The sequence below is a fragment of the Vibrio sp. 10N.222.51.C5 genome (genome assembly GCF_041474575.1).
Lineage (GTDB): Bacteria > Pseudomonadota > Gammaproteobacteria > Enterobacterales > Vibrionaceae > Vibrio > Vibrio crassostreae_C.
In genome coordinates, this window is record NZ_JBFRUJ010000018.1 from 82,804 (window position 1) to 105,411 (window position 22,608).

Genomic DNA, 22,608 nt, shown 5'->3' on the forward strand with positions numbered 1-22,608 from the left:
CGACGACTGTTGATTATTTTACTGATACAAACTCAGGGTAAGCGCCGACACCACAATCGTGCATGTCCATACCTTCAAGTTCTTCATCTTCCGTTACTCGGATACCGATTGTTGCTTTAAGCACCGCCCATACTGCTAGGCTAGCACCGAATACCCATGCAAAGATGACTGCTGCACCCATTAGCTGAGCACCAAACGTTGCATCAGCGTTGCTTAGTGGCACAGCCATTAGACCGAAGAAACCACATACACCGTGTACAGAGATAGCACCTACTGGATCATCAATCTTAACTTTGTCTAGAGCGATGATGCTGAATACAACCAATGCACCAGATACCGAACCAATCGCTACAGCAAATAGAGGTGATGGTGATAGAGGGTCTGCAGTGATTGCTACTAGGCCAGCTAACGCGCCGTTAAGAATCATTGTTAGGTCTGCTTTACCCCAAGTTGTTTTACATACTAGTAGTGCTGCAATTGCGCCTGCTGCTGCTGCTGCGTTGGTGTTAAGGAAGATTTGACCTACTGCTGTTGCGTTCTCAAAATCCGAAACCATCAGTTGAGAACCGCCGTTGAAACCGAACCAACCGAACCAAAGGATAAATGTACCTAGCGTTGCAAGTGGCATGTTTGAACCAGGAATCGGGTAGATTTCACCGTTCTTACCGTATTTACCTTTACGAGCACCGAGTAGTAGAACACCAGCTAACGCTGCTGCTGCACCAGCCATGTGTACGATACCTGAACCTGCGAAGTCACTGAAACCCGCTTCTGATAGGAAACCACCGCCCCAAGTCCAATAACCTTCAACAGGGTAAATGAACGCTGTTAGTACTACAGAGAAGATTAGGAATGACCAAAGCTTCATACGCTCAGCAACCGCACCAGATACTACAGACATTGCTGTTGCAACGAATACTACCTGGAAGAAGAAGTCTGATTCTAGAGAGTGATCTGCGCCTTCACCTTGTGTACCAATTAGAGTACCAAATGATGGCAACCAACCGCCTTCACCGTTGTCGACATACATGATGTTGTAACCAACCACTAAGAAAGCTGTACAAGCAATTGCGTACAAACAGATGTTCTTAGTTAAAATTTCTGTGGTGTTCTTTGAACGAACTAGGCCAGCTTCTAACATCGCGAAGCCTGCTGCCATCCACATTACCAACGCACCTGAAATGAGGAAGAAAAAAGTGTCTAGTGCGTAACGTAGTTCCGTTACTGTTGTTGTAAGTTCCATATTAAAGTCTCCAGTCCTTGTAATTCTTTAAAGTGCTTCAGCATCCATTTCACCAGTACGAATTCGTACGGCTTGGCTTAGGTCATACACAAAAATTTTGCCGTCGCCGATTTTTCCGGTGTGTGCCGCTTGGCTAATCGCTTCAACAACTCGGTCAACATTCTCAGCTTGGGTAGCAATCTCTAGCTTCACCTTTGGTAGGAAATCCACTTGGTACTCTGCACCACGATACAATTCAGTGTGTCCCTTCTGACGACCAAAGCCTTTCACTTCAGAAACAGTCATACCTTCAATACCCACATCAGAGAGCGCTTCGCGTACATCGTCTAATTTGAATGGCTTAACAATGGCATTTATTAATTTCATATTCGTTCCTTAAATTCTTACTTAATCCGTTAATTCTCTTATTACAATCCAAGTAGCGTGCCAAAAAGTTAAGTAGTTGATTTTAAATGAGATGAAGATAATAAGGTCGTAATAACGAAAAAGGCCGCACCAATATGGTGCGGCCTTTTCACTATCTTAATGCGTTGCACTATTGTTGCTCCAGTTTTGGGCAACGGAGCCTTCAAAGCTCTGAGTGACTAACAAATAGGTGTTAGGGCTAGTAACCTAAAAAATCCATCCAGCGTTCGATGAGCAGTTCGAAATCATCGATTCCGCAGCTTGCTTGGCTTTCACAGTTATAGAAGTCGAATTCACTGCCCTCTTCCATCTCTTGCTCATGCGCTAACACGTTTTCTTGAATCGTAACTTCATCTTCATTGATCGCAAGGCTAATCTCCTTGCCAAGCAACGTCACTTCATTGCTCAGGTCCTGTCGAGATTGCTCAATCAACGCCATCACATGATCTAGCTTCTGCTTATCTTTACCAATCTCTTCTTGAAGCCAACGGCCAACAATCTCATGGCCCATGCTGCATTTCACATAGTATTCACCCATTAGAGTGTTTCTAGTAAATTCGAATTCCATAAGGCTCCAAAGCTCTAATAAAAAGAGACTCAATAAAAGGGTTGTGGCAAAAATGAGGCGAGAGTATATAGCGAAGTCATCAAGAGATCGAGTCGCTCGTCGTCCAGTATTCAGACATAAAAAAACGCCTACCGAAGTAGACGTTCTATCATTTGGGTTCCTCTAAATAGTTGGAGTTGCAGTTAGGCGACAAGTTCGTTCATCCCTATGAGCATAGAAGCTCTATGTAATTAGGGCGGCCGGCGCTCCGGTGAACGTACGCAGTCAACAACGCTGCAGCTACAAATATAACGAGGAACTAAGCTGGTTCTTGGAAGATAACCGTGTCTGCTTTTTCCGTGTACTGACCCATTTTATGGAAGTTCAGGTAACGGTATGTATCAGCAGCGGTTGCATTAATCTTCTCAGCGTACTCTAAGTACTCTTCTTTCGTTGGGATGCGACCTAGAATCGCGCCAACAGCAGAAAGCTCAGCAGAAGCCAGATAAACGTTCGCGCCATTACCTAAGCGGTTCGGGAAATTACGCGTTGACGTCGACATAACCGTCGAAGCATCAGCAACACGAGCTTGGTTACCCATACATAGTGAACAGCCAGGAGTTTCGATACGTACCCCAGCACGACCGAAGATGCCGTAGTAGCCTTCTTCTGTCAGTTGGTCTTTATCCATCTTCGTTGGCGGAGCCACCCATAGGCGAGTATTTAGCGAGCCGTTAAACTCTTCTAGCATCTTACCTGCAGCACGGAAGTGACCGATGTTCGTCATACAAGAACCGATGAACACTTCTTGAATCTCAGTACCTTGAACGTCCGAAAGAAGACGAGCATCATCTGGATCGTTTGGTGCACATAGGATTGGTTGATCGATGTCAGCAAGATCAATCTCGATAACGTGCGCGTATTCCGCATCTGAATCAGCAGATAGCAACTCAGGGTTCTCTAGCCACTCTTCCATTGCTGTAATACGACGCTCAATCGTACGAACATCACCGTAACCTTCAGCGATCATCCACTTCAGCATCACGATGTTCGAGTTCAAGTACTCAGAGATAGACTCTTCAGAAAGCTTAACGGTACAACCTGCAGCAGAACGCTCAGCAGATGCATCAGAAAGCTCAAATGCTTGCTCAACAGATAAGTGCTCAACACCTTCAATTTCTAGTACACGACCAGAGAATTCGTTGATCTTACCGGCTTTCTCTACCGTTAGTAGGCCTTGCTTGATGCCGTAAAGAGGAATGGCATGTACTAGGTCACGTAGCGTGATACCCGGTTGCATTTCACCTTTAAAGCGAACCAAGATAGATTCAGGCATATCAAGAGGCATAACGCCTGTTGCTGCAGCAAATGCTACCAAGCCAGAACCCGCAGGGAATGAAATACCTAGAGGGAAACGAGTATGCGAGTCACCACCTGTACCTACAGTATCAGGAAGAAGCATACGGTTTAGCCATGAGTGGATAACGCCATCACCCGGACGAAGTGAAACACCCGCACGATTCATGATGAAATCAGGTAGCGTATGGTGAGTGTTTACATCGACTGGTTTAGGGTATGCCGATGTGTGACAGAAAGACTGCATTACAAGGTCTGCAGAGAAACCAAGACACGCCAGATCTTTAAGCTCATCACGAGTCATAGGACCGGTCGTATCTTGAGAACCGACTGTCGTCATTTTAGGTTCACAGTACTGACCAGCACGAACACCTTCAACGCCACATGCTTTACCAACCATCTTCTGAGCTAGCGTGTAGCCTTTATCAGATGCAGATGGATCGATTGGTTTAGCAAACAGATCCGTTTCAGCTAGACCTAGAGCGTCACGAGCACGACCCGTTAGACCACGACCGATGATCAGTGGAATACGGCCACCAGCACGCACTTCATCAAGAAGTACTTTGCTTAGCTCAAAGTTTGAAATCACAGAACCGTTCTTGTGAACAACACCTTCGTACGGGTAGATATCAATGATATCGCCCATGTTCATGTCTTGTACGTTCAGTTCAATGGGTAGTGCGCCTGAATCTTCCATTGTGTTGTAGAAGATTGGTGCAATTTTACCACCAAGACAAACACCGCCAGTACGCTTGTTTGGTACGAATGGGATATCTTCACCCATGAACCAAAGTACTGAGTTTGTTGCCGATTTACGTGAAGAACCTGTACCAACAACATCACCAACGTAAGCCAGTGGAATGCCATCTTTTTGCATTTCTTCAATTTGTTTGATTGGACCAACGCTACCCTGTTCATCAGGAGTAATGCCATCACGTTCCATCTTCAGCATCGCTTTCGCGTGTACTGGGATGTCAGGACGTGACCATGCATCAGGCGCTGGAGATAGGTCATCGGTGTTCGTTTCACCAGTGACTTTAAATACTTTTACTGTGATTTTTTCTGCTACTTTATCTTTCGCTGTAAACCATTCAGCATCAGCCCAAGATTGAAGTACTTGTTGTGCAGCAGCATTGCCAGCTTTCGCTTTCTCTTCTACGTCATAGAACGCATCGAACATCAGTAGAGTATGAGATAGCGCTTTAACAGCGATTGGAGCAAGCTCAGCATCGTCTAGTAGAGATACTAGTGATTCGATGTTGTAACCGCCTTGCATGGTACCAAGCAGTTCTGCAGCTTTTGCTTTGCTTACTAGTGGCGAAGCTACTTCACCTTTAGTGATAGCCGTAAGGAAGCCAGCTTTTACGTAAGCAGCTTCATCTACACCCGGTGGAATGCGATTTTCTAGTAGGTCAAGAATGATTTCTTCTTCACCTTGAGGTGGATTCTTCAGAAGTTCAACTAGGCCAGCTACCTGCTCAGCATCTAGTGGTTTTGGAACAACTCCTTCGGCAGCACGTTCTTCGACGTGTTTACGGTAGGCTTCAAGCACGACTTTTTTCCTCTCATTGCGGTTCACTTCTTCCCTTCATAATTGTTAGTAAAATAAAGAAGTGAACATCCTTGGAAACTTGGCTCTCCATTGCCATTTTTGTCATTCAATTTGTATTGATGAGCGGCGTCATAGAGGCCAAACTGTGGGCGGTAGAATAGCAAATTTAACGTTAAATTAAAATCTTATCATTTTGACCAACATAGCAAGTTAAGACGAAAGTCCCACTATTTTTGCCTAATTACGCACTTAAATGGCGACTCTGCGCATGATTATTTGTAGGACGTACCTACAATCAGATACACCGAATCGAAATTATCTTCGGTTCGGCCATAAGCTAAAATGATCGGCCCGATTGGAGAATCAACACCCGCGAAAACAGAACCCGCGGTGTACATTGGCGCTTCATCAATACTCAAATCATTGTTCGACCAAACACCACCATGCTCAATGGATGCGCCCACGTAGAATGGTGATTTAAAAAGGCCGAAGTCATTTTCAAACCACTTATAACGATAAATAAGGCTGGTGTAAGCCAAGTTCTGACCAATCATACTATTCCTTGGAATACCTGACAGGTTTAAGAAGCCACCAAGCTCTTTGGGATCAATAGGGAAAATCGAATTTTTGCTCTCTACAATACCGTAATCCAGCTTTGCGACTAAAGTATGCTTCTCAATACTCTTTGCTGCCATGAAATTGGCCGAAAACTCATAAACCGTATCACTCTCAGACGTTAAATCCGATTCACCAAGAGAGCTGTCATTATCAAAATCATCATGAGAAACGAGGTACTCTAAATCGACAAAGTAACCCTTGGTCGGTAAGCTGAAATTATCCAAAGTATCCAGTCGGTAACCCATGAAGCCACCAATACGCTTGTAGCCACCACTGCCCAATGAAGGTAACGAAGAAACCTCAACATCCCCATCTGTATAACGAACACCAAATGTCAGCTCCTGCCACAAGGTTGGTTGATAGCCTAATGCCAATTCACCGACATATTCACTATACGTCATAGGGAGATAATCTTTCGTTACGTCCAGTGTCGGTTCTTCAATATCATCAATATCTGCGGGTAGGTTTCTGTTCTCTTTGCTGTAAACAACCGATGCCGAAGTAAACAGCTTTTGACTCGAAAAGAATGGCGAGTAAAGTTCCGCTTCAATTCGCTTGTCCGTTCCCATCTCGATATTGGTTCTTAGCTCTGCACCATGCTTATTAATATCAGTAAAGTTGGCTGAGACACCGAGCGAGTATTGGCTTGTAGTAGAGAAATCATCTTCAAGAAAGAATCGAAAGTTGAGGTAGTTTGGCCCCCAAGATTTTTCGTTCACATCGACCAGCAGTTGCTCCTCGCCATCTACCGTGTCAAATTCATAAGTCACCAACTCGAATCTATCTAGCGCATAGAGGTCTTGTACTTTAGATTCAATTTCACTGGTCTTCAGAATCTCACCTGAATCAAGGTTTAAACGGTTTTCGATCAGCTTATCGGAATAGTGGGTATTGTTATTGATAACAACTCGGTCAACGACGGTCTTATCGCCGTGTTTTAGCTGTCTGCGCGCTTTTTGTTTGTCCTCGATATAATGCTGATAATCGGCATTTGAGAGCGATAGCTTAGAAAGTTCATCAGTATGCTGCTTAGCAGCTTCATAGCCCGCGAGGAAAGCCGATGGCATTTTATCAAATTCTGTCGTCTCCATTTCCCCAACATCTGGGCGCAGGAAGACATCATCGTCTGTTAAAGTTTCAGCTTGCTCTTGGGTGCTGCGTTGAACAAGATAATTAGAGAGTTGGTCAGCTGCGGCTAGAAAATTCGTGAAATCATCTTTGCCTTTGTAGTTGGTACTGATATCCACCGCAATGACAATGTCCGCGCCCATCGCTCTGGCAACGTCGACGGGCATGTTATTGGTGACACCACCATCAACCAGCATTCGACCATCTAAGGAATAAGGGGGAAGCGCGCCGGGTACTGACATACTCGCCATCATGGCATCAACAAGGTGGCCATGATCGATGACCACCTCTTCAAGTTCGATAATGTCAGTTGCGACTGAACGGTATGGGATAGCAAGATGGTCGAAAGAATCGAATGAGGATAGATTACCCGTGGTCTCACGCAGAATACGCAACATATTCTGGCCTTGCACCACCCCTTTCCTTGCTTTGATTTCGCCCCAACCTAAGCCGAGATCGGTGTTCAGTTGGTAGCGGTCTTCATATTCTTTGTCACGTACGCGGCGATCACTACGGTTAACGCGATCACGATAACCGCGATTCCAATCAACCGTATAAATAAAGCTCTCGATCTCGTCTGCGCTCATCCCTGTCGCATAAAGACCACCAACGTATGAGCCCATACTGGTACCGGTAATGTAATCAACCGGGATTTGCATCTCTTCTAGAGCTTTAAGCACACCAATGTGAGCTGCACCTTTTGCCCCACCACCAGCAAGAACGACAGCAACGGTTGGCCTTTTATGAGCTTGTTCAGCCTGCTGAGATTGATCAATCTGTGTCGCGGTGGATGCAAACAGCTGAAAACTGATCACAGTACCGACAACACCTAAGCCACTCACTAACCAACGAGAAATCATTATGTTAACTGTCCTTGTCATTCTTTCTTGTTACGACTTTACCACTGAAAAAGCTTCTTTAGCCACTGTTTTGGTTGACTTTCACAGCCCTTTTTAATGTTTCCACCCTCATCCCAAAGTGGCAGTTTAACTGCACCATCACAATCAAACTCTAAAGCCCCTTCAGAAGTTCGAGTAAAGTTAGCGGTGACAATTCCTGTCGGCCAAGGCAGTAATAACTGCTCGGGTGTTCTCTGTTTGAGATAATCGGCATAAACACGTAACGCACCACTCGAACCAGTAAGCTTAGTCGGCTTATTATCATCACGTCCTAGCCAGATGGTCGTCACTTCACGGCCATCTACGCCCACGAACCAACTGTCTCGGCTGTCATTACTAGTGCCAGTTTTACCAGCTAACCCTGCCCATGCAAACTGACCTTGTAGGAAACGCCCCGTACCTTCAGACACGCCACGTTTCATTGCATAGGTTGTAAGCCAAGCGGCTTGCTGGTCAACGCTTTGTGATACACGAGGGATCGACTGATACAGAACCTCGCCATCGTTATCAACAACTGAGCGAAGCGCAGACAAAGGTGCTATACGCCCAGAATTGGTAATGGTTTGATACATCTGCGCAACTTGGAACGGAGTCAGTGAGAACGAACCCAAAAACATCGACGGCACTGGGCGAATCTCATTTTTATCGACCCCCAGTTTTCCAATCGTACCCGAGACACTATCAATGCCTAATTGCATGCCTAAACGAACAGTAGGTACGTTGTAAGACTTAGAAAGCGCCACATACAAAGGCACATCGCCACGGAACTTACGATCGAAGTTTCTCGGGCTCCACACGCTACCTTTACTGCCTTTCAAGCTCAGTGGCGTGTCTTTCAATGTTGTCGCCAACGTGTACTTCTGAGGCTGCTCTAGTGCGGTTAAGTAAATTGCAGGCTTGACCAAAGAACCAATTGGGCGACTCGCGTTCAAGGCACGGTTAAAGCCATCGTAGCCAGTACGCTTACCACCGACCATCGCCCGGATTTCACCGGTATTTCTATCCACGGCAATAGCTGCTGCTTCCAGCTTATTACCTGCGGTTTTCGATAAATCAGGCACCTTACGAGCAATCGACTTCTCTAACTTGTCTTGAGATACCGGATCCAGAGAGGTAAAGACTCGAATCCCTTTTTTCGCCTCAAATCGATCGCCGACATACTTCTTAAGCTCAATGTTTACTTGTTGGAAATAAGCGGGCTGACGGCTAGCAATGCGTGGGTTGTCTTGAATATCCAAATCACGACTCGCCGCCTCTTCGTATTGTCGCGGAGTTAAGATGTCTTGTTGCATCAATAAGCGAAGAACCAGATCGCGTCGAGTCTTAGCACGCTCAGGATAGCGAACCGGATTGTAATACGACGGTCCTTTCACCATACCCACCAGCAGTGCTAGCTGATCGATGCGCAGCTCTTGAATAGGTTGACCAAAATACAAACGAGACGCTAAACCGAAGCCATGAATCGCTTGCCCACCATTCTGTCCAAGATAAACCTCATTTAAGTAAGCCTCTAGGATACGGTCTTTGCTGTAACGATGGTCTAAGATAAGTGCAATGTAGGCTTCACGAACCTTACGCCACAATGTACGTTCACTGGACAAGAACAGGTTTTTTGCCAACTGTTGTGTCAGCGTACTACCACCTTGTACCGTTCGCCCAGCTTTGACGTTAACGACCATTGCACGAGCGATGGCCAGTGGCGACACACCATCGTGTTGATAGAAGTTTCGGTCTTCGGTTGCCAGTAAGGCATCAACCATCACTTCTGGGAACTGATTGCGTTTTAAGAACAGGCGCTGCTCATCGTTACTTTTCTCAAGCATGCCAAGCATTTTCGGTTCAACACGCAGGTAGCCCATGTCGCCTTTCTTCTCCAGCGACTGAATGCGAGTTAATTCGTTACCATTGAAGTGCAGCATCACATGACGATCCGCTTCCGGTCCATCAACAAACTCGAACGGACGACGAATCATTTCAATCTTGGTCGAAGAAGAAGAGTATTCGCCTGGGTGACGAGGCGCGTTCACCTTACGGTAATTAAGTACATCGAGCTCATTCTTAACCTGAACCAAACTCACCGGAGTTCCCGGAGACAGGTCTAGCACTCGCGCATAAACCACGGTTGGCAAATCAAACAGCTGACCTTCAAAGCGCTGTTTGACCACAGAATCAAGATAAATACCGACGAACAACAGCAATGCCGCAAGCGCTAAGCCCGCTTTCCAAGAAATGCCCCATAGGATCTTCAACCAACCTCTTTTGCCAGATTTCTTAGCCTTAGGTTTGGTCTTTTTCGCAGCCGCTCTTGGTTTTCTTGGCTTGGCTTTGGTCGCTGGTGACTTCTTTGCTGGCGCTTTTTTAGGTGGTGCCTTTTTTGGCGTTAACATTTTGGTCATCATCATCGATTCAACTGTCGTTTGGTTTTAGTGGTTGCTACATGGTTAGCAGGGTCATCCGGCCAAGGATGTTTTGGGTAACGGCCCTTCATCTCTTTTTGTACTTCTTTGTACGCACCAGCCCAAAAGCCGGCTAAATCTTGAGTAATTTGCAGTGGTCGCTGTGCTGGAGAAAGTAGCTCAAGCACTACTTTTTTACGCCCTTGCGCGATCAATGGCGAGTCTTGTTCGCCAAAGACTTCCTGCATTCGCACTGAGATCACTGGTTCAGATTGATATTGATAACGAATGGCCTTCTTGCTGCCTGTTGGCATCAGATAGTGTGTTGGCAGCCATTGGTCGATTTCTTGATTCAAAGGCCAGCCAAGATAAGCCGACAATGCTTGCTCAATCGAAACACTAGCCAGCCCTTTTGCCGACTTAATGCCATTCAGATAGGGAGATAGCCACTCATCAAGGTGTTCAATCAAACTCGCATCGTCCATCGCTGGCCAATCATGCTCAGGCATCCAAAGTGCTGCACAGCGCACACGCTCAACCAACTGCTTAGCCGAAGCTGTCCAATTTAAGCGATCCAGCCCGCATCGAGCGACATAATTGAGCAGCGCTTGGCTCGCCTGATTCGCATCGGGATCAGGTAAAGCTTTGGTGCTGATAATCAACTTGCCCAGAGATACACGCTGCTCAGCAACTAAACGGCCACGTTTCTCATCCCAATCGGCGTAATCGGAACGCACAAACAGTTTTGGAAATTCAGCTTCTAACTGTGCGATATCAACCGCGGTGGCTAAGAAAATCTGACTGGCTCGCCCTGTGCTGCGCATCAAATCAATCACTACGATATAGTTATTGTTCGCCAGTGGATCATCATCACGAACCTCAGCACCGTGGCCATTCGCCAAAAGGAAAGCACTGCTGGTCGCGCTTCTCACTTGTGCAATCCGGTCTGGGAAGGCAAAACAAAGCACTAATGGTAGCAATGATTCGTCAGCTTGTGACAAATCTAAGTGATGATTGAGTTTGCTCGCGAGACTTTTCGCTCGCTGCATCACAACGCTATTTTTGGAATGTTTTCTTTGCTTAAGTCGATGCAAAGAGTGTTGAATATCCGTCACATTGCGCTCCGGCTCTTCCAGCAAAGCAGCAGCAACAATCGCGACATTCAACAGAGCAGGACTACCTTGCTGCGCTTTAACCAACATGCTGGCAATACGAGGCTCTAGACCTAAACGTTGGACCTGTTTTCCTAATGCCGTAAATTGACCATTATCGTCTAACAATTCAAGAGTCTGTAAGAGTTGCTTGGCTTGCCCGATAGAAGCTTTGGGTGGAACGTCTAACCATTGCAGTTCATCAGCACTCGCAGCGCCCCATTGCGTCAATTCAGACACCAGCGAAGACAAATCAGAATGAAGAATTTCAGGTTCTGGTATAGCTGGTTGCTGCATCAGCTGCGTTTCGCTGTACAAACGAACGCACAAGCCCTCTTCAATTCGTCCCGCACGGCCCGCTCGTTGTTCAGCTGAAGATTGCGAGATTTTCACTTGCTCAAGCTTAGTAATACCGGTTTTCAGATCGAACTTCGCCACACGTTCAAGCCCGGAATCAACCACCAATCGAATACCTTCAATCGTCAAAGAAGTCTCAGCAATATTGGTCGCTAACACCACCTTTCGACGCCCTTTCTCTGATGGCGCGATCGCTTTCTGCTGTTGAGAAAAGCTGAGTTGCCCATACAGAGGACACACATCGATATCATTGGCGAATTGTTCTAGTTGAGATTCCACCTGCTTAATCGCAGAAACGCCCGGCAAAAAGGCCAGAAGTGAGCCTGACTCTTTCTCCATCAGAGAGCGAATCACGTTAGCCATTTTAGGGGCTAGATATTCATTTGCACTAAGAGGCTGATAACGGAAATCGACCGGAAAGGTGCGACCTTGTGATTCAACGTATTTGGCATTCGGCAGCAAAGTTTGCAGAGCTTGTTGATCTAAAGTTGCCGACATCACTACCACTTTCAGATCGTCACGCAACGCCTCTTGGATCTCTAAGCTAAACGCCAATGCGGTATCGGCGTGAATACTGCGCTCGTGAAATTCATCAAAGATCACCATATCAACCCCAGTTAATTCAGGGTCGGTTTGGATCATTCTTGTCATGATCCCTTCAGTAACAATCTCTAAGCGAGTCGCACTGCTGCTTTTAGATTCACCACGAACTCTAAAGCCAATGCTCTCTCCCACCTTTTCTCCCAATTGGCTCGCTAAGTAAGTAGCAATATTCCTTGCAGCCAAACGCCTCGGTTCAAGCATGATGATTTTGCCTTGAACGGCGTTGGTCTTAACTAACTGTAAAGGGAAGAATGTTGACTTACCCGCACCGGGATCGGCCTTTAGAATAAGTTGAGTGTGTGTTTCTACGCCAGCGAGCAGATCTGGCATCACAGCTTCTATGGGCAGTTGTGGCAATGGGAGAACCTTGTGGTGTAATGTTGGCAACATTGTACATAAAAACCTACCTGTCTAAATAAGTAATATGCACTTCAATCCTCCATTAGAGCCAGCGACTCTTATTAAACGCTATAAACGCTTTCTCACTGACATCCAACTTCCAGACGGTAGCGAGCGCACTATCCACTGCGCTAACACTGGAGCGATGACAGGATGTGCGACTCCTGGCAATACGGTGTGGTACTCAACCTCCGATAATGCAAAGAGAAAGTACCCAAACAGCTGGGAGATCTCAGAAACAGACAAAGGTCATCGTATTTGTGTAAATACTGCGCGGGCAAACCAGCTAGCAGTGGAAGCAATTGAAAATGGGACTATAGTTGAACTCTTAGGTTATAACGCGTTACGAACCGAAGTGAAATATGGCAGTGAGAATAGTCGCATTGATATTCTGCTTGAAGATAACGAAAAGCCGCCTTGCTATATCGAAGTGAAAAGCGTCACTTTGCTCGACGAGCAAGAAACGTCAACTAAAGGGCAAGGTTTTTTCCCTGATGCGGTCACAACCAGAGGCCAAAAACATCTGCGTGAACTCACAGAAATGGTCGAATCTGGAAATAGAGCCGTACTTTTATTCACTGTTTTACATTCAGGTATTGAAAAAGTGTCTGCGGCACACCATATAGACGCCAAATATTCGTTATTACTAAAACAAGCACAAGACGCTGGAGTTGAAGTGCTTTGCTATAAAGCAGAGCTCAGCAGTACTCAAATACAACTAAAACAAGCTGTTGAATTTATCAATAGCGAAGCAAAGATGCTGAACTAATCACATTGATTGCAAGTTTGAATAAGAGTATTTGCCACCATTCGTTCTTTCTGCTATAGATACCCGCCTTAAAATTAGCTGCTTTGCAGTTGACTAGGTGTAAATAGGAGATGCTGTATGCCAGAATCTAAGAAAAAAGCGCTAGGCATCCTAGCCATCGCAGGTGTTGAACCGTACCAAGAGAAGCCAGGTGAAGAGTACATGTCACTTGAGCAAACGGAACATTTTACAAAAATTTTAGCAGCTTGGCGCAACCAGCTCAGGGAAGAAGTTGATCGTACTGTGCACCACATGCAGGACGAAGCAGCGAATTTCCCAGACCCAGTTGACCGTGCTTCTCAAGAAGAAGAATTCAGCTTAGAGTTACGTAACCGTGACCGTGAACGTCGTCTTATCAAAAAAATTGAGAAGACATTAGACAAGATCGAAGAAGACGATTTCGGCTTCTGTGATTCTTGCGGTATCGAGATTGGCATTCGTCGCCTTGAAGCTCGTCCAACTGCTGATCTTTGTATTGACTGTAAAACACTTGCAGAGATCAAAGAAAAACAGATGCAAGGTTAATTCTTGCAGATGTAAAGAAAGGGAGCCTTGGCTCCCTTTTTTGTTTGTTATCCAAGCGAAGTATTTCACACGCTTGATAGTAAATAGCAGCTTTAAGCCTTAGTTCTATACATCAAACCTTGTTCTATAGATTGAAGCTTAGTTCTAGGCATTAAAGCTCTTGTCAAACGTCTTAAGAATCGGCTACTGCGGTACCATTTAGATTAGGTTGTTCACTCATGAATTATATCGGGCGCTTTGCACCATCACCGTCAGGTCCTCTTCATTTTGGCTCACTTGTTGCTGCTCTTGGTAGCTACTTTCAAGCGAAATCTAACCAAGGAAAATGGTTAGTTCGTATGGAAGACCTCGACCCACCAAGAGAAATGGCCGGCGCTGCAGACCTCATTCTTAAGACGCTTGAGGCTTACCATCTATTTTGGGATGGTGAAGTCGTCTATCAAAGCCAACGTCATGACTTGTATCAAGCTCAAATCGATCAATGGGTTGCTGACAATCAAGCCTACTACTGCCAATGCACCCGCAAGCAGATAAAGGCTTTGGGCGGCTTTTACAATGGTCACTGTCGAGATGTAGGCCTAATCGATTTAGGTGAACAGGCGGTGCGCTTGTGCATGGACTTTCCAGTAGAGTCCTTTGATGATGTTCGCCACGGCACCATTCAAATCCCTAAAGCACTAGCTGTAGAAGATTTTATTATTAAACGCAGAGATGGATTGTTTGCCTATAACTTGGCCGTTGTCCTTGATGACATCGAACAAGGAGTAACAGAAGTCGTAAGAGGCGCAGATCTGATAGAACCCACCGGTCGACAAATCAGTTTGTATAAGACGCTCAAGCAAAAAACAGTGAGCTACTTGCACTTACCATTGGCAACCGATGGCTTGGGGAATAAACTGTCAAAACAGAACCATGCCACCGCGATAGATCTAGACAACCCAAAACCAACGTTACTCAACGCGATGCGATTCTTAGGTTTTGATATCCCGACGGCCCTTTATGAGGCTTCAATGGATGAGATTTTATTGTGGGGCTGCCAACAATGGAACGTCAGTCAGTTACCTGATAGTTTACAAAAAGAGCACTGTAATTAGCTCGAAACTCACTGCAAATAGCAAAAACGACACATAAAAATGCCATAACCAACCACTGTGGTTAAGCAGACGATGTTCTCAAATGGCTCGCGCTAAGCTATTATTAGCCGCAATTAAACTCTGCACTACCACTTTGGACTAAGAGAAAAACAAAGTTGGCGATACCTACTTTGTTCTAAACTAATGAATACAAACGACAATACCCCAAGCGAACAACGCGGATTCCACGAATTAGCTCTGAATATTTATACTCGTCAAGAGCACAATATTTCACGCAAGCAGATCAGCGACAACGCACTAAAAGTGCTATATCGCCTGAATGGTGCGGGTTTTGACGCATTTCTAGTCGGTGGTGGTGTGCGCGATATCTTATTAGGCTCTCAGCCAAAAGATTTTGATATTGCGACCAACGCAACGCCAGAGCAAATCAAACACCTCTTCAGAAACTGTCGTCTTATCGGTCGCCGTTTCCGCTTGGCACATATCATGTTTGGTCGCGACATCATTGAAGTGGCAACTTTCCGTGGTCACCACCAAGAACCATCGAAGAACGTTTCTGCACAATCGAAAGAAGGCATGCTACTTCGCGATAACGTGTACGGCAGTGTTGATGAAGATGCAGAGCGTCGTGATTTCACAATCAACGCGATGTACTACAACATTGCAGACTACAGCATCCACGATTACGCGGGTGGTGTAGAAGATTTAGAAGATAAACTGATCCGCCTGATTGGCGATCCAGAAACGCGTTACCGCGAAGACCCAGTACGTATGCTACGTGCAATGCGCTTCGCCGCTAAACTGGATTTCGACATCGAAGAAGACACGGCTGACCCGATTGAAGAGTTAGCTCACCTTCTAAGAGATATCCCAGCAGCGCGCCTTTACGAAGAGTCTCTGAAATTACTGCAATCAGGTCACGGTTTAGAAACCTACCACTTGATGCGCGAGTACAATCTATTCCAACAGATGTTCCCAGCGGTAGCGGAGCACTTCACCGAAGATTACGACTCACACACAGAGCAGATGCTTGATTTGGTTCTCGATTCAACCGACCTTCGCATCGAAGATGGTAAGCGAGTAAACCCAGCATTCATGTTCGCAGCTATGCTTTGGTACCCAATGAACAAGCTGGCAGACAAACTTGTCGCTGAACAGGGTATGGCACACTACGATGCGATCATGGAAGCGAGTAACATCATTCTAGATCAGCAAGTAAAGTCTATTGCGATTCCTCGTCGTCACACAGCAACCATTCGCGAAGTTTGGCAACTGCAACTTCGACTGCCTCGTCGCAACGGTAAACGCGCTGTTCGTCTAATGGAATTAAACAAATTCCGTGCAGGCTACGATTTCCTAGAAATGCGTGGTGAGATTGAAGGTGGCGAAACCAAAGAGTTAGCAAAATGGTGGGAGCGTTATCAGACTGCAGGTCGTAACATGCGTCAAGCAATGGCTAACGACGTTGCAGCACCATCAAAGTCAGGCCATCGTCGCCGTAAGACTTACCGAAACAAAAAGAGTAAGCAATCAGAATGATAACTGCTTACATTGCAGTCGGCAGCAACCTTGCCGACCCAGTTAGCCAAGCAAATTTGGCTATCGAAACGCTAAAAAGCCTACCGCGATCAACGTTTATTGCGACCTCTCAGCTATATAGTAGCACTCCAATGGGACCGCAAAATCAACCAGACTACATCAACGCGGTAGTCGCTATCCAAACCGAATTAACGCCAATTGAACTGCTTGATTGCACTCAAAAGATCGAACTAGAGCAAGGGCGCGTCCGTAAAGACGAACGTTGGGGACCAAGAACCTTGGATCTCGACATTGTGCTATACGGCAATGAGGTGATCGATTCAGAGCGCTTAATCGTTCCTCATTATGGAATGAAAGAACGAGAGTTTGTACTCTACCCGCTTGCTGAAATCGCACCAAGTTTACAACTCCCTGATGGGACTGAGCTGACAGAACTACTGAAAATAGTAGATAAGAACGGGCTCAATGTTTGGCAACAATAGCCAAGCGCATTAAGGAAAACCAATGAAAAAAGTAACCATTAACGACCTGATCAAATGCAAACGTGAAGGCCGTAAATTCGCGACTTCGACAGCTTATGATGCGAGCTTTGCTCAATTATTCGAAAGCCAAGAAATGCCAGTTCTGCTTGTCGGTGATTCACTGGGTATGGTTTTACAAGGCCATAACGATACATTACCAGTAACTGTTGAAGACATTGCTTACCATACTCGCTCAGTGCGTGCTGGTAGCCCGAACTGTCTTCTTATGGCTGACATGCCTTTCATGAGCTACGCAACGCCAGAACAAGCTTGTGAGAGCGCAGCTACCTTGATGCGTGCTGGCGCGAACATGGTAAAAATCGAAGGCGGAAGCTGGTTGGTTGATACTGTGAAAATGCTAACAGAACGCGCAGTACCAGTATGTGCGCACTTAGGCTTAACGCCTCAATCTGTGAACATCTTTGGTGGTTACAAGATTCAAGGTCGTGACGACGAGCAAGCCGACAAAATGGTTGCTGACGCGTTAGCACTGCAAAACGCAGGCGCTCAAATCGTTCTACTTGAATGTGTGCCAGCTTCATTGGCAAAACGAATTACAGAAGCTTGTGACGTACCGGTTATCGGTATCGGCGCAGGTAATGTTACCGATGGTCAGATCTTGGTTATGCATGACATGTTCGGTATTTCTGCGAACTACATGCCGAAGTTCTCTAAGAACTTCCTAGCAGAAACAGGTGATATGCGTAAGGCAGTAGCTCTATACAAAGAAGAAGTAGAGAGCGCGCGCTTCCCTGATGAAGCTCATACAATCGCTTAGGAGTAAGTATGCAAACTTTTGCTGAAATAGCGGCTCTTCGTGAGCAGATTAAACAGTTTAAGCGTGATGGACGTACGGTTGCTTTTGTACCGACAATGGGAAACCTGCATGAAGGTCACCTGACTCTGGTAAAGAAAGCTCGTGAACTGGCCGACATCGTTGTGGTAAGCATCTTTGTAAACCCAATGCAGTTTGACCGTGCAGACGACCTAAACAACTACCCTCGAACGTTAGAAGCAGATTTAAGCAAACTAACAGGTGAAGGGGTTGAGCTAGTATTTACACCAACGCCAGAGGTGATGTACCCAGATGGATTAGACAAGCAGACGTTTGTTGAGGTCCCTGGCATATCTCACATGCTTGAAGGTGCCTCTCGTCCAGGTCACTTCCGTGGTGTATCAACCATTGTCACTAAACTGTTTAATATCGTTCAGCCAGACTTTGCATGCTTCGGCGAGAAAGACTTTCAGCAACTTGCTGTTATTCGCCAGATGACCACTGATTTAGCATTAGACATTGAAGTTGTCGGCGTTGCGACCGTTCGTGAAATGGATGGTTTGGCAATGAGCTCTCGCAATAGCAACCTAACGATTGACGAGCGCCAACGAGCGCCCGTTTTAGCGCGTACTATGCGCTGGATCAGCAGCGCTATTCGTGGTGGTCGCGATGATTACGCATCAGTGATTGAAGATGCTACTGACCAGCTACGCGCTGCAGATCTTCAACCTGACGAAATCTTCATTTGTGATGCTAAAACTCTGCAAGCGATCACTTCAGAATCAACTCAAGCAGTGATTCTAATGTCGGCTTTCCTAGGTAAGACGCGTCTTATCGATAACCAAGTTCTCGATTTGGTAACGGAAACCAAAGAAGAAGTGAAAGAAGAAACGACTGAATAGTCGGCTTCTGCTCTTAACGCAAAACAAAAAAAAGGTCGATGTTATATCGACCTTTTTCTTTACCTGTTACTTAGATGAACCAAAGGTTAGCTACGTAAGCCAATACCCTTTGTCACTAGGTAGTGTGCAATGCCATACAACAGCACGATAAACACACCTAGTACGCCAAACGACGTCACGATCCCCACATCAGACACACCCAAGAAGCCATATCTGAACGCGTTAACCATGTACACGATAGGGTTCAACTTCGATACACCTTGCCAGAATTCAGGCAATAGACTGATCGAGTAGAACACACCACCAAGGTACGTCAGCGGCGTTAAGATAAAGGTTGGGATAATAGAGATATCATCAAACGTGCGTGCGAATACCGCGTTAATCAAGCCACCCAAAGCGAATACTACCGACGTTAAAAATACCGTCGCAATGATCACGCCCCAATGGTCAACTTGTAAGTCGACAAAGAACAACGACACGAAGGTTACTATGGTACCCACTAACAATCCACGAACCACACCACCCATTACGAAGCCGGCGATAATCACGTAGTTAGGAACAGGCGCTACAAGCAGCTCTTCAATGTTCTTCTGGAACTTGGCACTAAAGAACGATGAAGCAACGTTGGAATATGAGTTGGTGATCACCGACATCATGATCAGACCGGGAACAATGTATTCCATGTAGCTAAAGCCGTTCATTTCACCAATACGCGCACCAATCAGGTTACCGAAGATGATGAAGTAAAGCGTCATGGTAATCGCTGGCGGCACCAGAGTCTGCACCCAGATACGAGTAAAGCGATTGATCTCTTTGGTCAACAAACTGCAGAAAGCGGTCCAATATAGGCTGTACATATTATTTACTCCCCTCACGGACGATACTCACAAATAGCTCTTCTAGACGGTTTGCTTTGTTACGCATAGAGAGGACTTTAACCTGTTGCTCGCTCAATTGAGCAAAGATGGTATTCAAACCTAGGTTCTTGTCGATTTCGATTTCTAGCGAGCCATTGACCATCACTTGGCTATTCACGCCTTCAAGCTTAGGTTCAGTCGTGCCCTCTTCCAGATCCAGAATAAAGGTCTCAGCACTCAATTTGCCCAACAGCGCTTTCATTGTTGTGTTCTCAATCAGCTCACCGCGATTGATGATACCAATGTTGCGACACAGCATTTCTGCTTCTTCTAGGTAGTGCGTGGTCAAGATAATGGTAATGCCCTGCTTCTCATTGATCTCTTTTAGGAATTCCCACATTGAACGACGTAGTTCAATATCAACGCCTGCTGTCGGTTCATCAAGGATCAACAAATGAGGTTCATGCATCAATGCACGCGCGATCATCAAACGACGCTTCATACCACCAGACAAGTTACGCGCGCGTTCGCCACGCTTTTCCCACAGATCGAGTTGAGATAGGTACTTTTTCGCTCGCTCTTTCGCTAATGCTTTTGGCACGCCGTAATAACCCGCTTGTTGCAGCACGATCTGTTCAACGGTTTCAAACGGGTTAAAGTTAAACTCTTGAGGCACAAGGCCTAAGTTCTGCTTCGCCAATTCCAGATCGGTATCAATGTCGTAGCCGAACACTTTAACCTTGCCTGACGTTTTATTTACCAGTGAAGAGATAACACCAATGGTGGTTGATTTACCCGCACCATTGGGACCAAGTAGTGCGTAAAAGTCGCCTTTTTCTACTTGTAAACTAACGCCCTTAAGAGCCTCGAAGCCCCCAGCATAAGTTTTTCTTAATTGCTCAATTTCTAATGCATACATAGAGATAGACTGCCATTTGCTATAGATAAGATGTAGACGACCGAGCTTGAGGAAGAGAGTAATGCTTAAAACGAGCTAGCAGAAAACTAACCCAAACTTGTTAACTCGGCCATTTTGCAAACAAGTTTATCGTTGATTGACGATTAATACAAATATCGTGTGAGAGTTTCTTTCGAAAACAAATAAGCGTCTTGGCTAGGTGAAGACTAAATCAACGTTCAATAAATATAAAAATGCCGCTAAGTGATTCACTTAACGGCATTAATGATCAGTCTTGAAGTGAGCGTCTATGGCTTATTCATATCAGGTCATTCATATCAGCTTATTACTGAAAAATTAAACTGACTCAAATTGATGCTCATCTCTGTCGACATAGCTTGTTGCTGCCGTCAGGGCTTCATATCTGAATCGATAAGTGTTGGATTCAGGTACTAGGTCAATCACGTGGAACTTCTCTAGTTGTTGACGAGTATTCTCATTAGGACACAGCAGATACACCTCACACTGCGCATCCAATGCATCTTTAATCGCATTCTCTAGCGCTAGGCCAACAGTGACATCAATCATAGGTACATCTGTCAGGTCTAGAATCATCGCTTCATAGTCAGAGATACTTGAGTGCTGACGTGAAATCGCCTTTGAAACGCTGAATATCATCGGCCCTGATAGGTAGAAGAATAGCACCTTACCATTGGCACTATCGAGTAACTGACGTTCGCTATCAGTCAATGGGATATCGTCTTCATCATCACCATCACTGATCGCCTTAACTTGTCTGGCTTGCTCTCGGCTTAATCTTTCAATAATCAGAATATTCGAGATAAACACACCCAGTCCAACGGCAATAATCAAGTCAACAAACACAGTCAATAGCATCACGCCGTACATCACGCCCATGCCGGCATAGCTAACCTTGTGCGCGCGCTGGATAAAGCTCCAATCTAGGATATTGAAACCAACATACATCGCGATACCAGCCAGCACTGCCATAGGAATCGGTTCTGTTAAACCACCTGCAACCAATACCACGAGCGCAAGTACTAAAGCTCGAATAACACCTGAAAGCGGAGAACGCGCTCCCACCTGAATATTGGTTACAGTCCCCATAGTAGCACCCGCGCCAGGTAGTGCACCAAACAGGCCAGAGATCATATTGGCAATGCCTTGACCACGAAGCTCTTTGTCTGAGTCATGCTCTTTACGAGTCAATGAATCTCCGATAACCGCGGTCAAAAGCGTATCAATACAACCTAATGTACCAAGCACCAAGGCATCGATAACCATAGTAGTAAACTGTTCAGCGCTGATCGTAGGGATAACGAGGGAAGGTAAACCAGCTGGGATTTCACCAATACGGCGAATAGAGTCGGTATCAAAAATAATGACGGACAAGAGCGTTACAGCCACTAACGCGACCAGTTGAGCAGGCACATACTTACGATACTTAGCGGGGAAGCCAAAAAGAATACCGAGTGTCAGAGCACCTAGAAATAGCTCACTCACTTTTAAGTTTGCTAGCGTATCAGGTAAAGCAGAGAGCGTGCCCATTACACCACCGGATGGAGCGGCATGCCCTAACAATGGAGACAGCTGCAAGATAATCAGAATAACGCCAATGCCCGACATGAATCCGGAGATCACGCTATATGGCATCAAAGTGACGTATTTTCCTAGCTTTAACGTACCAAGTAATATCTGGAATGCACCGGCCATCATCACGACAGTAAAGGTCATTGCCATACCCGTTTCAGGATATTTAGCAACCATACTCGTCATTACGGCAGTCATGATCACCGTCATCGGGCCGGTAGGTTCAGAAATCAAACTACTCGAACCGCCAAACAATGCTGCAAATAGGCCAACCATAATGGCGCCCCACAAGCCAGCTTCAGCTCCCGCGCCAGAAGCAACACCAAATGCCAATGCTAAAGGTAACGAGATGATGGCTGTAGTTACACCGCCAAACATATCCCCTTTGAGATTGATATCCGTAAAACGACTTCCAAACAAAACA

At 45.8% G+C, this 22,608-nt stretch carries 17 protein-coding genes; 7 read left to right on the forward strand and 10 right to left on the reverse strand.

Features of this window, described 5'->3' with window-relative positions:
• Positions 1-13: 13 nt before the first annotated feature.
• The 7 genes from AB4558_RS07095 to hrpB all read right to left on the reverse strand — a co-directional run bounded on the left by AB4558_RS07095 (position 14) and on the right by hrpB (position 12,645).
• Positions 14-1,243 (reverse strand): ammonium transporter, encoded by a 1,230-nt coding sequence (locus AB4558_RS07095; protein ID WP_372103185.1) that lies wholly within the window; start codon positions 1,241-1,243, stop codon positions 14-16.
• A 27-nt stretch (positions 1,244-1,270) separates the two neighbouring features.
• Positions 1,271-1,609, reverse strand: a complete 339-nt coding sequence (glnK, locus tag AB4558_RS07100) for a P-II family nitrogen regulator (protein WP_004738200.1) — start codon at positions 1,607-1,609, stop codon at positions 1,271-1,273.
• Between the two features lie 238 nt (positions 1,610-1,847).
• Positions 1,848-2,216 (reverse strand): YacL family protein, encoded by a 369-nt coding sequence (locus AB4558_RS07105; protein WP_019824378.1) that lies wholly within the window; start codon positions 2,214-2,216, stop codon positions 1,848-1,850.
• A 298-nt stretch (positions 2,217-2,514) separates the two neighbouring features.
• On the reverse strand, positions 2,515-5,103 hold the full coding sequence (gene acnB, locus AB4558_RS07110) for a bifunctional aconitate hydratase 2/2-methylisocitrate dehydratase (protein ID WP_017072021.1): 2,589 nt from the start codon (positions 5,101-5,103) through the stop codon (positions 2,515-2,517).
• A gap of 272 nt (positions 5,104-5,375) precedes the next feature.
• Complete coding sequence (locus AB4558_RS07115; protein WP_372158435.1) at positions 5,376-7,709, reverse strand: patatin-like phospholipase family protein; 2,334 nt, start codon at positions 7,707-7,709, stop codon at positions 5,376-5,378.
• A gap of 38 nt (positions 7,710-7,747) precedes the next feature.
• The gene (gene mrcB, locus AB4558_RS07120; RefSeq protein ID WP_372158440.1) at positions 7,748-10,147 is read right to left on the reverse strand and encodes a penicillin-binding protein 1B; all 2,400 of its coding nucleotides are present in this window, start codon (positions 10,145-10,147) and stop codon (positions 7,748-7,750) included.
• Positions 10,147-12,645 carry an ATP-dependent helicase HrpB gene (gene hrpB, locus AB4558_RS07125; protein ID WP_372072868.1) on the reverse strand — a complete coding sequence of 833 codons (2,499 nt, stop codon included), beginning with the start codon at positions 12,643-12,645 and terminating at the stop codon, positions 10,147-10,149. The genes mrcB and hrpB overlap by 1 nt, the downstream gene beginning before the upstream one ends.
• Positions 12,646-12,679: 34 nt before the next feature.
• Between hrpB and sfsA the strand changes: the two genes are divergently transcribed.
• From sfsA to panC, 7 genes are all read left to right on the forward strand, one after another.
• Complete coding sequence (sfsA, locus tag AB4558_RS07130; protein WP_372072866.1) at positions 12,680-13,423, forward strand: DNA/RNA nuclease SfsA; 744 nt, start codon at positions 12,680-12,682, stop codon at positions 13,421-13,423.
• A 117-nt stretch (positions 13,424-13,540) separates the two neighbouring features.
• Positions 13,541-13,987 carry an RNA polymerase-binding protein DksA gene (gene dksA / locus AB4558_RS07135; protein ID WP_017059430.1) on the forward strand — a complete coding sequence of 149 codons (447 nt, stop codon included), beginning with the start codon at positions 13,541-13,543 and terminating at the stop codon, positions 13,985-13,987.
• 218 nt (positions 13,988-14,205) lie between these two features.
• Entirely contained in the window at positions 14,206-15,081 is an 876-nt protein-coding gene (gluQRS, locus tag AB4558_RS07140) for a tRNA glutamyl-Q(34) synthetase GluQRS (RefSeq protein WP_372072864.1), read from the forward strand.
• A 183-nt stretch (positions 15,082-15,264) separates the two neighbouring features.
• The gene (gene pcnB, locus AB4558_RS07145; RefSeq protein WP_017059432.1) at positions 15,265-16,620 is read left to right on the forward strand and encodes a polynucleotide adenylyltransferase PcnB; all 1,356 of its coding nucleotides are present in this window, start codon (positions 15,265-15,267) and stop codon (positions 16,618-16,620) included.
• Complete coding sequence (folK, locus tag AB4558_RS07150; RefSeq protein WP_004735459.1) at positions 16,617-17,102, forward strand: 2-amino-4-hydroxy-6-hydroxymethyldihydropteridine diphosphokinase; 486 nt, start codon at positions 16,617-16,619, stop codon at positions 17,100-17,102. The genes pcnB and folK overlap by 4 nt, the downstream gene beginning before the upstream one ends.
• A 22-nt stretch (positions 17,103-17,124) precedes the next feature.
• Positions 17,125-17,919, forward strand: coding sequence for a 3-methyl-2-oxobutanoate hydroxymethyltransferase (gene panB, locus AB4558_RS07155; RefSeq protein WP_017059433.1), 795 nt, complete (start codon positions 17,125-17,127; stop codon positions 17,917-17,919).
• 8 nt (positions 17,920-17,927) lie between these two features.
• The gene (gene panC / locus AB4558_RS07160) at positions 17,928-18,818 is read left to right on the forward strand and encodes a pantoate--beta-alanine ligase (RefSeq protein WP_017059434.1); all 891 of its coding nucleotides are present in this window, start codon (positions 17,928-17,930) and stop codon (positions 18,816-18,818) included.
• 86 nt (positions 18,819-18,904) lie between these two features.
• Here the strand turns inward: panC and AB4558_RS07165 are convergent, their stop codons facing one another.
• From AB4558_RS07165 to AB4558_RS07175, 3 genes are all read right to left on the reverse strand, one after another.
• Positions 18,905-19,675 (reverse strand): ABC transporter permease, encoded by a 771-nt coding sequence (locus AB4558_RS07165; RefSeq protein WP_010435987.1) that lies wholly within the window; start codon positions 19,673-19,675, stop codon positions 18,905-18,907.
• 1 nt (position 19,676) lies between these two features.
• Positions 19,677-20,594 (reverse strand): ABC transporter ATP-binding protein, encoded by a 918-nt coding sequence (locus tag AB4558_RS07170; protein WP_017059435.1) that lies wholly within the window; start codon positions 20,592-20,594, stop codon positions 19,677-19,679.
• A 336-nt stretch (positions 20,595-20,930) separates the two neighbouring features.
• Positions 20,931-22,562, reverse strand: a complete 1,632-nt coding sequence (locus AB4558_RS07175) for a SulP family inorganic anion transporter (RefSeq protein WP_017063247.1) — start codon at positions 22,560-22,562, stop codon at positions 20,931-20,933.
• Between the last annotated feature and the right edge of the window lie 46 nt (positions 22,563-22,608).

What these genes read in the sequence shown, in the direction of transcription:
- AB4558_RS07095 (WP_372103185.1), bottom strand. Translation starts at nt 1,243, where the DNA reads ATGGAACTTACAACAACAGTAACGGAACTACGTTACGCACTAGACACT.
- glnK (WP_004738200.1), bottom strand. Translation starts at nt 1,609, where the DNA reads ATGAAATTAATAAATGCCATTGTTAAGCCATTCAAATTAGACGATGTA.
- AB4558_RS07105 (WP_019824378.1), bottom strand. Translation starts at nt 2,216, where the DNA reads ATGGAATTCGAATTTACTAGAAACACTCTAATGGGTGAATACTATGTG.
- AB4558_RS07115 (WP_372158435.1), bottom strand. Translation starts at nt 7,709, where the DNA reads ATGATTTCTCGTTGGTTAGTGAGTGGCTTAGGTGTTGTCGGTACTGTG.
- mrcB (WP_372158440.1), bottom strand. Translation starts at nt 10,147, where the DNA reads ATGATGACCAAAATGTTAACGCCAAAAAAGGCACCACCTAAAAAAGCG.
- hrpB (WP_372072868.1), bottom strand. Translation starts at nt 12,645, where the DNA reads ATGTTGCCAACATTACACCACAAGGTTCTCCCATTGCCACAACTGCCC.
- sfsA (WP_372072866.1), top strand. Translation starts at nt 12,680, where the DNA reads ATGCACTTCAATCCTCCATTAGAGCCAGCGACTCTTATTAAACGCTAT.
- dksA (WP_017059430.1), top strand. Translation starts at nt 13,541, where the DNA reads ATGCCAGAATCTAAGAAAAAAGCGCTAGGCATCCTAGCCATCGCAGGT.
- gluQRS (WP_372072864.1), top strand. Translation starts at nt 14,206, where the DNA reads ATGAATTATATCGGGCGCTTTGCACCATCACCGTCAGGTCCTCTTCAT.
- pcnB (WP_017059432.1), top strand. Translation starts at nt 15,265, where the DNA reads ATGAATACAAACGACAATACCCCAAGCGAACAACGCGGATTCCACGAA.
- folK (WP_004735459.1), top strand. Translation starts at nt 16,617, where the DNA reads ATGATAACTGCTTACATTGCAGTCGGCAGCAACCTTGCCGACCCAGTT.
- panB (WP_017059433.1), top strand. Translation starts at nt 17,125, where the DNA reads ATGAAAAAAGTAACCATTAACGACCTGATCAAATGCAAACGTGAAGGC.
- panC (WP_017059434.1), top strand. Translation starts at nt 17,928, where the DNA reads ATGCAAACTTTTGCTGAAATAGCGGCTCTTCGTGAGCAGATTAAACAG.
- AB4558_RS07165 (WP_010435987.1), bottom strand. Translation starts at nt 19,675, where the DNA reads ATGTACAGCCTATATTGGACCGCTTTCTGCAGTTTGTTGACCAAAGAG.
- AB4558_RS07170 (WP_017059435.1), bottom strand. Translation starts at nt 20,594, where the DNA reads ATGTATGCATTAGAAATTGAGCAATTAAGAAAAACTTATGCTGGGGGC.
- AB4558_RS07175 (WP_017063247.1), bottom strand. Translation starts at nt 22,562, where the DNA reads ATGTTTGGCGGTGTAACTACAGCCATCATCTCGTTACCTTTAGCATTG.